This window comes from Corynebacterium sp. HMSC074C04 (genome assembly GCF_001838295.1).
GTDB lineage: Bacteria > Actinomycetota > Actinomycetes > Mycobacteriales > Mycobacteriaceae > Corynebacterium > Corynebacterium amycolatum.
In genome coordinates this window covers 255,719-267,532 of the sequence record NZ_KV836264.1, presented here as the reverse complement: position 1 = coordinate 267,532, position 11,814 = coordinate 255,719, and the positions used below count along the sequence as shown (strand labels likewise).

12 protein-coding genes, 4 tRNA genes and 2 riboswitches are annotated in these 11,814 nt (G+C 57.2%); of the genes, 4 read left to right on the top strand and 12 right to left on the bottom strand.

Annotation, left to right across the window (positions count from 1 at the left end; all coding sequences use genetic code 11):
* Window positions 1-266 precede the first annotated feature (266 nt).
* The gene (gene murA, locus HMPREF3011_RS01220; RefSeq protein ID WP_232250785.1) at window positions 267-1,529 is read right to left on the bottom strand and encodes a UDP-N-acetylglucosamine 1-carboxyvinyltransferase; all 1,263 of its coding nucleotides are present in this window, start codon (window positions 1,527-1,529) and stop codon (window positions 267-269) included.
* 47 nt (window positions 1,530-1,576) lie between these two features.
* Between murA and HMPREF3011_RS01215 the strand changes: the two genes are divergently transcribed.
* Window positions 1,577-2,197 (top strand): cob(I)yrinic acid a,c-diamide adenosyltransferase, encoded by a 621-nt coding sequence (locus HMPREF3011_RS01215; RefSeq protein ID WP_016421359.1) that lies wholly within the window; start codon window positions 1,577-1,579, stop codon window positions 2,195-2,197.
* 40 nt (window positions 2,198-2,237) lie between these two features.
* On the opposite strand, the gene ramA is transcribed toward HMPREF3011_RS01215, so the two are convergent.
* The 5 genes from ramA to HMPREF3011_RS01190 form a co-directional block, all read right to left on the bottom strand.
* A complete protein-coding gene (ramA, locus tag HMPREF3011_RS01210) occupies window positions 2,238-3,074 on the bottom strand; it encodes an acetate metabolism transcriptional regulator RamA (RefSeq protein ID WP_005511953.1) in 837 nt (278 codons plus the stop codon).
* A gap of 475 nt (window positions 3,075-3,549) precedes the next feature.
* A riboswitch (cobalamin riboswitch) is annotated at window positions 3,550-3,807 on the top strand.
* A 194-nt stretch (window positions 3,808-4,001) separates the two neighbouring features.
* Entirely contained in the window at window positions 4,002-4,793 is a 792-nt protein-coding gene (locus HMPREF3011_RS01205) for an energy-coupling factor ABC transporter ATP-binding protein (protein WP_321998589.1), read from the bottom strand.
* Between the two features lie 35 nt (window positions 4,794-4,828).
* Entirely contained in the window at window positions 4,829-5,566 is a 738-nt protein-coding gene (gene cbiQ, locus HMPREF3011_RS01200) for a cobalt ECF transporter T component CbiQ (RefSeq protein ID WP_070840995.1), read from the bottom strand.
* Window positions 5,563-5,940, bottom strand: a complete 378-nt coding sequence (locus tag HMPREF3011_RS01195; protein WP_049181145.1) for an energy-coupling factor ABC transporter substrate-binding protein — start codon at window positions 5,938-5,940, stop codon at window positions 5,563-5,565. The genes cbiQ and HMPREF3011_RS01195 overlap by 4 nt, the downstream gene beginning before the upstream one ends.
* A 38-nt stretch (window positions 5,941-5,978) precedes the next feature.
* On the bottom strand, window positions 5,979-6,761 hold the full coding sequence (locus HMPREF3011_RS01190; RefSeq protein ID WP_016421363.1) for an energy-coupling factor ABC transporter permease: 783 nt from the start codon (window positions 6,759-6,761) through the stop codon (window positions 5,979-5,981).
* A 66-nt stretch (window positions 6,762-6,827) separates the two neighbouring features.
* A riboswitch (cobalamin riboswitch) is annotated at window positions 6,828-7,096 on the bottom strand.
* Between the two features lie 301 nt (window positions 7,097-7,397).
* Here HMPREF3011_RS01190 and cysK point away from each other — a divergent pair.
* Window positions 7,398-8,330, top strand: coding sequence for a cysteine synthase A (gene cysK / locus HMPREF3011_RS01185; protein ID WP_049181146.1), 933 nt, complete (start codon window positions 7,398-7,400; stop codon window positions 8,328-8,330).
* Window positions 8,331-8,445: 115 nt separating this feature from the next.
* Window positions 8,446-9,039, top strand: coding sequence for a serine O-acetyltransferase EpsC (epsC, locus tag HMPREF3011_RS01180; protein ID WP_016421365.1), 594 nt, complete (start codon window positions 8,446-8,448; stop codon window positions 9,037-9,039).
* Window positions 9,040-9,141: 102 nt separating this feature from the next.
* Here epsC and HMPREF3011_RS01175 read toward each other — a convergent pair whose 3' ends face one another.
* From HMPREF3011_RS01175 to HMPREF3011_RS01150, 6 genes are all read right to left on the bottom strand, one after another.
* Complete coding sequence (locus tag HMPREF3011_RS01175) at window positions 9,142-9,423, bottom strand: GNAT family N-acetyltransferase (protein WP_042388192.1); 282 nt, start codon at window positions 9,421-9,423, stop codon at window positions 9,142-9,144.
* Between the two features lie 107 nt (window positions 9,424-9,530).
* Window positions 9,531-9,986 carry a hypothetical protein gene (locus HMPREF3011_RS01170; RefSeq protein WP_070840994.1) on the bottom strand — a complete coding sequence of 152 codons (456 nt, stop codon included), beginning with the start codon at window positions 9,984-9,986 and terminating at the stop codon, window positions 9,531-9,533.
* A gap of 158 nt (window positions 9,987-10,144) precedes the next feature.
* Window positions 10,145-10,217: transfer RNA gene (locus tag HMPREF3011_RS01165), tRNA-Phe, on the bottom strand.
* Between the two features lie 19 nt (window positions 10,218-10,236).
* Window positions 10,237-10,313: transfer RNA gene (locus tag HMPREF3011_RS01160), tRNA-Asp, on the bottom strand.
* Between the two features lie 582 nt (window positions 10,314-10,895).
* Window positions 10,896-10,969: transfer RNA gene (locus tag HMPREF3011_RS01155), tRNA-Asp, on the bottom strand.
* A 14-nt stretch (window positions 10,970-10,983) separates the two neighbouring features.
* A tRNA-Glu gene (locus HMPREF3011_RS01150) sits at window positions 10,984-11,059 on the bottom strand.
* Window positions 11,060-11,259: 200 nt separating this feature from the next.
* On the opposite strand from HMPREF3011_RS01150, the gene HMPREF3011_RS01145 reads away from it, so the two are divergent.
* Window positions 11,260-11,790, top strand: a complete 531-nt coding sequence (locus HMPREF3011_RS01145) for an NUDIX hydrolase (RefSeq protein ID WP_038626468.1) — start codon at window positions 11,260-11,262, stop codon at window positions 11,788-11,790.
* Window positions 11,791-11,814: the final 24 nt, after the last annotated feature.

Here is an 11,814-nt window from a genome sequence, read left to right as displayed (position 1 = left end):
CACGAAAACATTTCCCCCACATCAGCCAACCAGACAACAACCGCCTGGCCACGCTGACCTCCGAATACATTACACACACCCCCACCAAAGACACAAAACCCCAGGTAAGAGAACGAAAACCACCACAAGCCCCACTGGAGAATCTCTCCTAACGGTTCTAAAGCATCCAGAACCGAAGACTTGCGATGGTTTTCCGCGCCATGCGTTTAATGAGCACCGTGCGCTTAGCCATTAGCCATTAGCTATCGACCAGTGGCCAACGATCACTAGCTGACCCGTTCAACAGAAGCGCCGAGAGCGTTTAGTGTCTCTACGAAACCCGGGTAACCGCGATCAATGTGATAGACATCGTGCACCTCGGTGACGTCTCCCTCTTCAGTGCACAGCCCGGCCAGCACCAGGCCGGCACCAGCGCGAATGTCCGAAGACCACACAGGTGCCGAACTCAGCGATTCCTTTCCGCGAATCATCACGTGGTGGCCATCGATAGTCGCGTCAGTGCCGAGGCGAATCATCTCGTCGACAAACCGGAAGCGCGACTCAAAAACGTTCTCGGTAAGCACTGACGTCCCTTCGGACACCGCGGACAGAGCAATGGCCATGGGCTGCATGTCCGTCGGAAAGCCTGGGTATGGCAGCGTTTGATAGTTCACACCCTGCGGACGCCCGTCCATATGCACGCGGAAGCCCTGCGGGTAGGTCTCGACCTGAGCGCCTGCGTTCTTCAGTTTTTCCAGAGGAAGATGCAGGTACTTAGGGTTGATACCAACGACCGTAATATCGCCGCCGGTCATTGCCGCAGCATAGGCCCAGGTCCCTGCGATAATTCGGTCGCCGACGACTTTGTGCTCAGTCGGGTGCAGCTTCTCGACGCCCTCAACCGTGATGGTGTTAGATCCCGCACCCGAGATCTTGGCACCCATCTCCACGAGCATCTCGCACAGGTCGACAATTTCGGGCTCACGGGCGGCGTTATCCAGCACAGTCGTACCTTCAGCTAGTACGGCCGCGGTCAGAATATTCTCGGTCGCGCCGACGGACGGGAAGTCCAGCTTGATGTTCGCCCCCTTGAGTCGCCCCGCCTCAGCCACCACGCAACCGTGGTGAATATAGGTGCGTGCACCCAATTTCTCCAGGCCAGCCTGATGCATGTCCAGCGGGCGGGAACCAATTGCGTCACCACCGGGCAGTGCGACAATCGCATTACGGGTACGCGCCGTCAGCGGCCCGAGCACACAAACCGAAGCGCGGAACTGGCGCACGGCATCGAAGTCAGCGTGATGCGAGAGTTCTTCGGGCACCGTGATTTCAATCCGGTCACCCTCACGCGTCACGGAGCAACCAAGGCCTTCGAGGACTTTTTGCATCAATGGCACGTCGTCAATTTCAGGGCAGTTCGTCAGTACTGTCGTGCCCTCGGCGAGAAGCGCCGCACCCATCAGTTTCAGAACCGAGTTCTTCGCCCCGGAAATCTGAACCTGACCGTTTAGCGTCGCTCCGCCTTTAACCAGAAATCGCTCATTTCCCACTCCCCCAGCCAACCACATTTCGCAATATCGCGCTTAGGCTTGAGGCTATGAGCGTTCACCTAACCCGCATTTACACTCGCACCGGCGACGACGGCACCACCGGGTTGTCCGATTTCAGTCGCGTCCCCAAGGACGATTCCCGCCTCATCGCCTACGCCACGTGCGAAGAGGCCAACGCCGCACTCGGTCAGGCGCTCAGTTTCGGCACGCTTGACGACGAGGTGTCGGCTGTCATCCGCTACGTGCAGAATGATCTCTTTGATGCCGGAGCCGACCTGGCAACACCTATTGAAGAAAACCCGAAGTACCCGCCATTGCGTATCGAGCCGGATTACATCGAGCGACTCGAGCACTGGTGTGACCAGTTCAATGAGCAACTGCCAAAACTGGATTCCTTCATCCTCCCTGGAGGCACACCAGCCGCGGCACTGCTGCACACAGCTCGGGTGATTACTCGTCGGGCCGAGCGTGCGGCATGGGCTGCCTGCCGCGAGTTTCCCGAAACTACTTCAGTACTACCGGCGAAGTACCTCAATCGACTATCTGACCTACTGTTCATCCTTTCGCGGGTGGCCAATGCCGGAAACGACGTTAAGTGGGTCCCCGGTGGCGAACGCGAAGATGAGCGCCAAGAGGCCCTGGATGCGAAAAAGCGCCGCGCTCGCTAGCCAAGTTTGCTAGGAGCGCGGCGCCCCGTCGTCAAGCGGTTTACGGCAGTGCGCCGATACGACGGGCTGCGTTGACAGCCTCGTAGCGAGTGTGGGCACCCAGCTTGCGCATTACGGAGCGGAGGTAGGACTTAACGGTCTCGGCACCGATGCCCATTTCCTCTGCGGCCTCGACGTTGGTGTGACCGAGGGCGACGCAGGCGAGAACATCGAGCTCACGAGCAGACAACTTGGTGGTCTGCTTAACGCGAACTGGGGTGACCATCTGGTCGCAGAGCACCTCGAGCTCCTGGCGCAGCTTCTCATCATCCACGCGGTTAGCGAGCATGCGCAGCTTGGAGTGCGTGGAGCGAACCTGCTCCCATTCAGCGCCATTCATGATGCGACCGCCCTTACCGTTACCGGAGCGATCCATATTGCGACAGGCGTCGACGACAGCGAGGTCCTGCTCCAGGCAACGGGCGGTCATTGTGACCTCTTCAAGAACCTTGTCCCCCAGGCGCACCGAGGAGTGCACGCCACCGTAGAGCACGCCACGAACAAGACGCGAAACAATCACCGGCACGGCGACCAGCGAGTGCAGGCCTTCGTCACGAATCTTGTCGTCATACTCGTGGGTAATAACCTTGGCGCGCAGGTAGTCACTGACACCCACCGGGCGGCGCGTGGCCAACACGCGACCACCGACACCCGCACCCGATTCCACAGTCAGATTCTGCAGAGCCGGGGTACGCAGGCCAACCCAGTTGTTGATCTGCATCTTAGAGTTATCGGTGACTTCCGCATACATTGTGACCGGAATACCAGTCGCATTCTTTAGGGCGACCAAGGACGACTTAATAACCTCATTGTCGTCCAGAATGCGGTGGGGATCCATCTCGCGTCCTCCTGCGTAACGGGCAAATTACTTCACTGGCACCCACAGAGGCACCATCAGCCTGTGACTTCGCGCCGACTTACACTCCTACGAAATGGCCAACTACCGCTCAGCGGCTACGGACCCTTTCGGGGGCTGTAAACCGTACAAAGTAGATAGTACCCTCCGAACGGGTACACCTGCATTAAGGCATCCGTCACACAATCTTAGGAAACAACTAGGTTTCTCTACAAGTACGTAAAGAAAATACCAGGATAAATCCTGTCATTAGCCCCGCCTCGGCCGAATGGATACAAGGCAGGGGGTAGCTATTTTTCCGCTAATAAACTGCGTGAATGTTGATAACAGAGGGTAATGAACGGCGTTTTACCCCCAATGCGGACATTTTCGAAAAACACTGTCGCTGATTTACTTTGGTGCGCTATTGTCATTCATGCAACAGGTTTTGTTGAGTTCCACTTTCAATGCTACGTCCTCCACGTGGTTGTCCGAAGGTGGTGCACAGCAAACGCAAGAGGGAATCCGGTGCAATTCCGGAACTGTCCCGCAGCGGTAATCTGGAACAAAATTCGCCAACGGCACTGAGGTTATTTCAACCTTGGGAAGCGGCGAAAAGTAGGAAAATTGATAATAAGGTTCTGCACGTAAGCATCGAAGCAAGCGGCAGTCGTCATCCCCTTATTGTCGGTCACGCCAGGAAGTCCGAATACCTGCCTGATGCGCCGAAGACACTGCAAAGTGCCACGGCCACGGAGATCGCCCGCGGACAGGTGTGACGTGAAATGGAAGCGAAGAAATGCGACAGCTTCGCCTATATTTCTAGGCCTATCTTTATAGGCATTGCGCCCTACCCGCGGGCGTTTCTCTCATTTTTAGCGTGGTTTAGCTGCACATATCGATGAGCTATTCACCAACCAAACCGCTCGCCTAAACATCTTCTGGATGGAGCACATCTCGCCCAATCGCCTTGGAGACTACGGGCGCCCAAGGCAAAGCCAATCGAGCATGTTCGACCAACCGTCGATCCGCCAAAATTTCCTCTTTGGAGCCAACTCGCAGTTTGCCGTCGGCAAGCACTGCTGCCCGATCGGCGAAATTCCACGCGAAGTCGATGTCGTGCGTGGCGACGACGACGGCTGTGCCCTGATCGCGCAATTGATCGAGCGTGTGTGCAAGCTTTCGGGTCGCCTGCGGATCGAGGCCGGCGGAGGGCTCGTCGAGAAGCAGGACGCGTGGGTGCATCGCCAGCGCGCCTGCGAGAGCGACGCGCTTGCGCTGACCATAGGAGAGCTGGTGCGGGACGCGTTCGGCGAGATCGGTGATTTCGGCGGTGCCTAGAGCCTCTCGGACGCGCCGCTCGACTTCCTCGTTCTCCAGCCCCAGGTTGACGGGACCGAAAGAGACATCTGCAAACACGCTAGCCGCGAAGATTTGCTCATCCGGATCCTGCGTGACCATCTGTACTGAGCGGCGAACCGTATTGCGGCCGTGCCGGGAGTACTTATAGGCGGTGCCATCAAGGCGAACCTCACCGCCATCGGGCTTAGACGCTCCCGCGAGCATACGCAACAGCGTGGATTTGCCAGAACCGTTTGCGCCCAATAGTGCTAGGCGCTCGCCACCCGAAATTGCCAGCTCCACGCCTTTCAGGACGTGGGTTTCGTCATAAGCGAATGTAACTGCGGCCGCTTCCACAATGGCGCCGCTGGCACCATCCACGCGATCAGCGCTATTTTTCCTACTGATCGACATCCCTATACACCCCATTTCAGCAGCGCCCAGGCCGCAATCAACGACAAAAGTAATGCACTGGATATCGCGAGGAACTTCGGCTGGCTCGGCCGCGAAATAACCAGTACTTTCATTGCGCTCGGATCGGCACGCAGCTCAATTCCCTCTTGCATCTTGCGGGCTCGAGCAAAAGCGATGACAAAGAGGCTGGCGGACTGCGCCGCGACATCACGAATCATCGCCCGGCGCGTGGAGTGCCCAAGACGTCGCGCTTGGGCTTCTGTCATTGAGTGCGCGGAGTGAATCAGCACGCCAGTCATCCGATAAATCACTTCAGCAAGGTACGTCAGGTACCGAGGCATGCCACGTTTGTCGAGCCACGCAATGAGCTCCGAAATCGGAGTGGTCAGCGCAAAGACCATCGTGCAGCTGATACCCGCAAACGAACGCATCACAACCTGCGCCATTCGCTGCGGGCCATCCGGCGACCACGCGAGACCGTCGGGAGTAAGCGCTACCAAAATCGGAAACGCGCCGACGAGCACAAAAACCGCCGGTGCCAGCACCATTGCCACATACAGCTTGCGGGGCACCCGGGCTATGTACGCAATAAACCAAGCAATGACCGCAATGACCGGCGCAAAGGGAATTGGCGGAAGCGCAACCGCCAGAATCAACAGCCCACCGAGCAGCAGGATCTTTTCGCCCACGTTACGGCGCGCCCAAGCGCTGCGCGCCTCTGCGGCTTCTAGCGCATTCACTGCTCTTTCTCGCACTTGTCTGAACGCGCAGCAGCCTTCCCTCGGTAGAAGCCAATAACGTAGAACAGGACGCCAGCACCGATAACGGCCTGGAGCGCGAACAGACCCGACTCGACCTCACCCGGCAGTTCGCCGACGAGTGGCTCGAACCACGGCTCGTAGTTCGGGTCGATTTCCTGAATTGTCTCCGTAGCGGTGGCATCAGTGCCGGCGAACGGCTCCTCTGCGTCGTCGTCGCCGTAGTTGAAGAACAGCGGGAACATGGCAATTACGACTACCAGGACAATAAGACCGACGCTGCCCCACACGGAGTTCTTCTTCGGCCGGCTAGCTGCCTGTGCGTCGACAATCTGCGCGTTGTTTTTTGCATTCATAATCGTGCTCTCTTTCGCTTCTTTTCGCTTGACGACGGCTACTGCTTCTGGCCGGATACGGATGCAGCTGAAGCATTCTGCGAAGTGGCAGACCCTGCAACAGCGTTGGTTGTGGTGTCTGCAGCTTTCGCCTCCAGCGCCGGTGCTGGCGCATCGCCGAAGCGGGACAGGAAGCCGAGATCGAGGAGCTCAGTGTGTGCCACTGCCAGCAGGGTGCGCATGAGAATGACGGTGACGAGAGCCTCGATGATTGCCAGCGGAATCTGCGTGATAGCGAACAGGCCGAGGAATGTAGCCAGCGCGCCGCCAACACCGCCCGGGTTTGCCGGGTGCGCAAGAGCGAGCTGCATGGAGGTCACGACGTAGGTGGAGAGGTCAGCGAAGAACGCTGCCATAAACACACCTGGCAGCAGGCCTCCACCGAGCTTTCGAGTCAATACGTAGAAGGCGTAGCCGACCCACGGGCCGACGATTGCCATGGAGAAGATGTTCGCACCAAGCGTCGTAATGCCGCCGTGAGCGAGCAAGATTGCTTGGAAGAGCAACACGATGGAGCCAAGCAGCGCCATCACCGGAGGTTTGAAGATTACAGCACCAAAACCCGTACCTGTCGGGTGCGAAGTGGAACCCGTCACGGATGGAATCTTGATTGCGGAGAGCACGAAAGTAAACGCACCGGCAGCACCGAGCAGCATGCCGCTACCGGGATGCTCTTTCATAGTGCGCTTGGCTTGAACTGCGCCGTGAATGACAAAGGGAGCGGCAGCTACACCCCACCCAATGCAATGAGTAACTGGGAGAAATCCCTCAGCAATATGCATGATGTAAATCTTCTTTCTGCGGCGCTATTCACCTCGACAGCACCGCTCGACCGCCAATCCGCGGACGCGAATTGGATGATTTACAGTCGGTCTCCTGGCTGATGGGCTGAGGAAAGCTTCACACTTCTATTAATGCCTCGCCTCCTTCCCCAAAGGTTTGAGTCCCCCTGAGTGGCTTCGACGAAGCACCGCAATCATCGGATCCATTGCCTGCGTTTTCGGTTATCGCATATAACCGCTGTGCAGATAACGGCCGCAATCGCGCCCAATCACAGTGGCGAGGGCCGCTGCCTATTTACAAGGCATTCCCGTGCACCGTAAATCACGTCTCAGAATAGTGGATTCTAAGAAACTTTAATGCTCTTTACCCTCACAATGGAGGTAAAGACGAGCAGGGCAATCACATAGCGTTAACGTGGTAAGAGCAGGAGCATTGCGAAATCAGCGGTGTGACTGCGACGGTGCCGGCCGCGGCAACTGTGACGGTGGTGACACCGGAATTAACAGCCCCCTTCCCCACGCAATTCCCAAAATAGACGAACTGGTCTGTACTAATTGCAGCATCAGGCGTACACTACGGCTACACGCGAAAACTCATTAGGAAGTCCTCTGTGATTTCCGGAATGGATAAGATTAATGACTATTTATAACGATGTCACTGAACTGATCGGCAACACCCCGCTGGTTAAGCTCAACCGTGTTACCGAGGGCCTGCCGGGCAACGTGATTGCCAAGCTGGAGTTTTACAACCCTGCCAACTCGGTCAAGGACCGCATCGGCAACGCAATTATCGATGCCGCCGAGCGCTCTGGCGAGCTCAAGCCGGGCGGAACCATCGTCGAGGGTACCTCGGGCAACACCGGTATCGCGCTGGCAATGGTCGGCGCAGCCCGCGGTTACAAGGTCATTCTCACTATGCCGGACACCATGAGCCAGGAGCGCCGCGTCGTTCTGCGCGCATTCGGCGCTGAGCTTGTACTCACCCCGGGCGCAGATGGCATGCGCGGTGCTGTCGATAAGGCCAACGAAATCGTGGCTAACACCGACAATGCAATCCTGGCTTCCCAGTTCGCCAACCCGGCCAACCCGGCTATCCACGAGGCAACCACTGGTGAAGAAATCTGGGAAGCTACCGACGGCAAGGTTGATTACTTCGTGGCTGGAGTCGGCACCGGCGGCACCATTACCGGTGCTGGTCGCACGCTGAAGAAGCACAACTCGGACATCAAGCTGGTGGCCGTTGAGCCGAAGGCCTCCCCACTGCTGACCGAGGGCACCGCCGGCCCGCACAAGATTCAGGGCCTGGGCGCAAACTTTATCCCAGAGGTTCTCGACCAGGAGCTTCTCGACGAGATTATTGCGGTTACCAACGAGGACGCTATTGAGGTCTCCCGCAAGGTTGCTGCAGCCGAGGGCATCCTCGGCGGCATTTCCGCCGGTGCAAACATCAAGGCTGCTCTCGAGATTGCAGCCCGCCCGGAGGCTGAGGGCAAGAACATCGTCGTGATTGTCCCTGACTTCGGCGAGCGCTACGTCTCCTCCATCCTGTACGAGGACCTGCGCGACTAAAACCAAGCGCTATAAGCGCCCGTAACCTTCTCTGCAGAGCCCGCTAGCTGGCACTTTCCGTCGGCAAGCGGGTTTTTGCATTGCCCACACTTCCGACCAGATAGAATTGACGCCCATGAGTGACTTTTTCCGAATCCTCAAAGAGGATCTGGACAATGCCCGTGCGCATGACCCAGCTGCGCGCAGTGATGTAGAAAATGCCATTGTCTACTCCGGCCTACACGCAATCTGGATTCACCGATTCTCGCACCGCCTCTGGAAACGAGGCGGGATTTTCAAGGGCATTGCACGAGTACTCGCACAGTTTTCCCGTTGGCTGACTGGTATTGAGATTCACCCGGGCGCTCAAATTGGCCGAAGGTTCTTCATCGACCACGGCATGGGTATCGTCATTGGTGAAACCGCAGAGATCGGTGACGGCTGCATGCTCTACCACGGTGTGACACTCGGCGGCCGCTCACTGGAGAAGGTAAAACGCCACCCAACTCTGGAGGACAACGTCACCGTCGGGGCAGGTGCGAAAGTCCTTGGCCCGATCACAATTGGTGCGGGTTCATCGATTGGCGCCAACTCCGTGGTCACCCACAGCTGCCCACCCGATTCCATCGTGATAGGAATTCCGGGCCGCGTACGCCCTGCCAAGCCCGGCGAACACAAGCCGTTGTGCGATCCGGCGGTGTACGTCCAGGGTGACGGGGACTTCATCTAGCCCTGCCCTAAAGCTATCTCTACGCATAAATAAGCCGACCGGCTGCTCTTGCTATCGTGAGCAGCCGGTCGGTTTCTTTATGCGTTCTTTGCCCTTCAGCGACTAGTCAGCCAGTAGATCCTGGTATTCCGGGTTTTTCTCGACGAAGTTGGCAACAGCGGAGCAGCTGGTGCGAATCTTGCGGTTGTTCTTCCGAACATCATCCAGCGCACCTGCGATAAGCGGCTTGGACAGGCCTTGTCCACGGAATTTGCCATCTACTACCGTGTGGTCAAAATCCAGGGCACCTTCCACCGGGGTGTAAGCGGCAAAACCGGCCTCTTCTCCCTCTACGGTGAGAACGTAGCGCTGACCGGCCTCATCATGCGAAATAGTGTGTGCCATTTTCGGAATCACTTCCCTCTCGTGGTTGTGAAGCGTCGTCATTGCAAACGACTCTTAGGATGTAACCCAGATAACAGCTCTCGCTTCGGATTAATTCCGAATCCTGGCTAATTCTGCACTAGCGGGGGTTCGCCCGGGTGCTCGTCGGCACGCCCGACAGCGACACGGCACGGGACATCGCCCTTCGCGACCTTAGCCGCAGCCTCACCTTCTGCCCACCCCGGGCTGACGGCCTCAGCGAGCGGGCCTGCCAAATCCGCCATTTCGCAGTGAGAAAGCCCCGGAGCCACCACACTGATGCGATAACGCTTCCGATCCCCCGGATCCATGCCTGGGTTGGCCTCCGCCCACAAATCAGCGAGCGAAGAGGTGCGCCCCACATCGGGCATGACATCCTCGTAGACGTTGACTTCCTGATCCGGAATCAGTTCCGCGAGCACCCCACGAACCTTCTCAGCAGCCGATTGGCTGCCATCAGCATCCGTGTAGACGAAGATGCGCACGACCCACGGCAGCGTCTTATCGTGGGACAGCGTTCCTGCTGAGGCGAATTCCTTACTCATGCACAACATCCTATCCGCTAGGGTGTGCACGCGGTTTAATTTCCCCCACTTTAAGGTTTTCGCACGGCTCAATGCACTTTGCTTTACGACGATCCCCACGACAAACACCTGGTAAAAACAAAGAATCCCCAGTCCGTTTCCGGACTGGGGATTAATTGTGGCCAGAAGCGGGATCGAACCGCTGACCTTCCACTTTTCAGGCGGACGCTCTACCGACTGAGCTATCTGGCCAGACTTGAAATTAATCAAGTGGCGACCCTGACGGGACTTGAACCCGCGACCTCCGCCGTGACAGGGCGGCGCGCTAACCAACTGCGCCACAGGGCCTTAAATGCTGTGCTCATCTTTCTGGATTACCAGCGCTGCGCACGAGTTGTTACTCTACAGAACAGCGCTAAACATAAGCAAATCGCCAGTTCATAGCAGATATTTTAAGTTGAAAACTGACATCTGGCCCCGGGGCTCGGGGAAACCTAGACTGTGGCGCCCCGGTGGCAGCGACGGGTTAACAGACAAAAGTATGTCCGCTCAGTATGTCGCCGGGTGGACGCTTTTTGCCACTTAGCTCTTAATGCGAGTTACTGACTGCATTTATGTCTGGCGGCGTTGGGTCGATGCGAGTTACTGACTGCGTTTATGTCAAAAATGGCCCGAAAAATGGCCTGGAAGTGTCATAAACTCGCACAGTTTCACATTTGCAGCCCACATTCGCTTGTGCAGCCCGCAATCTTTCGGACTGTCAGTTTTGCTACTTGACCCCGGGTTGTGGAGCTGCCGCAGTTGGGGGGGGCAGTCACTATCTTGAGAATCAAACACACTTTTTGTCCCCCCCCCACATACCGACGCCCAGCGCACCACTAACCAAAAGCAAAAAACACCAGCTCCAACCGGAACTGGTGTTTAGAATTGCGACCCTGACGGGACTTGAACCCGCGACCTCCGCCGTGACAGGGCGGCGCGCTAACCAACTGCGCCACAGGGCCATCATGATTTTTAGTGGTACTCCCAACGGGATTCGAACCCGTGTTGCCGCCGTGAAAGGGCGGAGTCCTAGGCCTCTAGACGATGGGAGCCCGACTTGACGCTGCAAAGAGCTGGCCACTCAATGACACATTCCGCGTACTTCTGCAGTGCATGAACACTGTATTTGCGCGCGCTCTTGGCAACGTAAAGAACTATAGAGGATAAGTACCCTTTTCCCAAAATCCACAGCTGAACTGGAATTTCTTACTATTTACGAAAGCACTATTAGCGCTCCGATAAGCTCGTCACTATGGCAACTCCGGATTTCATTGTTCAGCTCCGCGAAAAAATAGGCCACGCTCCGCTATGGCTCCCCGGTGTCACAGCTGTCGTCATTCGCGATGTTCCGCCGAATGCACCGATGTACGCCCTGCCTGAGGTATTGCTGGTTCGCCGCTCCGATAATGGGGAATGGACTCCAGTTACCGGAATCATCGACCCAAACGAGCAGCCTCACGACGCCGCCGTGCGGGAGGTAAAAGAAGAAACTGGACTCGATGTCACAGTCGAGGCCCTGCTCGGCACCGGCGCCGTCGGCCCTGTCGAATACCCCAATGGCGATGTCACCTCTTACGTGGATATCGCCATGCGCTGCAGTGTTGTTGGCGACGACGTCCCCCATGTCGCTGACGACGAATCGACCGAAGTCGGATGGTTTCAGATCTCACAGATGCCACCTATGAAGCCACGCTTCCGTCTAATAGTCGCCGATGCTGTCGCGCAGCTCAAGCACCCCGCGGGCTTCAAGCCGCGAATGGGTTACCACAAGCGGGAGAAGTAGCTGCCGCGAAAGGGCAAAACAGGC

Bases quoted from the DNA above. Each gene is read 5' to 3' on its own strand.
- epsC (WP_016421365.1), top strand. From the start codon at position 8,446: ATGAGTGACTTTTTCCGAATCCTCAAAGAGGATCTGGACAATGCCCGT.
- HMPREF3011_RS01175 (WP_042388192.1), bottom strand. From the start codon at position 9,423: ATGGCACACACTATTTCGCATGATGAGGCCGGTCAGCGCTACGTTCTC.
- HMPREF3011_RS01195 (WP_049181145.1), bottom strand. From the start codon at position 5,940: ATGAATGCAAAAAACAACGCGCAGATTGTCGACGCACAGGCAGCTAGC.
- HMPREF3011_RS01190 (WP_016421363.1), bottom strand. From the start codon at position 6,761: ATGCATATTGCTGAGGGATTTCTCCCAGTTACTCATTGCATTGGGTGG.
- HMPREF3011_RS01170 (WP_070840994.1), bottom strand. From the start codon at position 9,986: ATGAGTAAGGAATTCGCCTCAGCAGGAACGCTGTCCCACGATAAGACG.
- ramA (WP_005511953.1), bottom strand. From the start codon at position 3,074: ATGGATCCCCACCGCATTCTGGACGACAATGAGGTTATTAAGTCGTCC.
- HMPREF3011_RS01215 (WP_016421359.1), top strand. From the start codon at position 1,577: ATGAGCGTTCACCTAACCCGCATTTACACTCGCACCGGCGACGACGGC.
- HMPREF3011_RS01145 (WP_038626468.1), top strand. From the start codon at position 11,260: ATGGCAACTCCGGATTTCATTGTTCAGCTCCGCGAAAAAATAGGCCAC.
- cysK (WP_049181146.1), top strand. From the start codon at position 7,398: ATGACTATTTATAACGATGTCACTGAACTGATCGGCAACACCCCGCTG.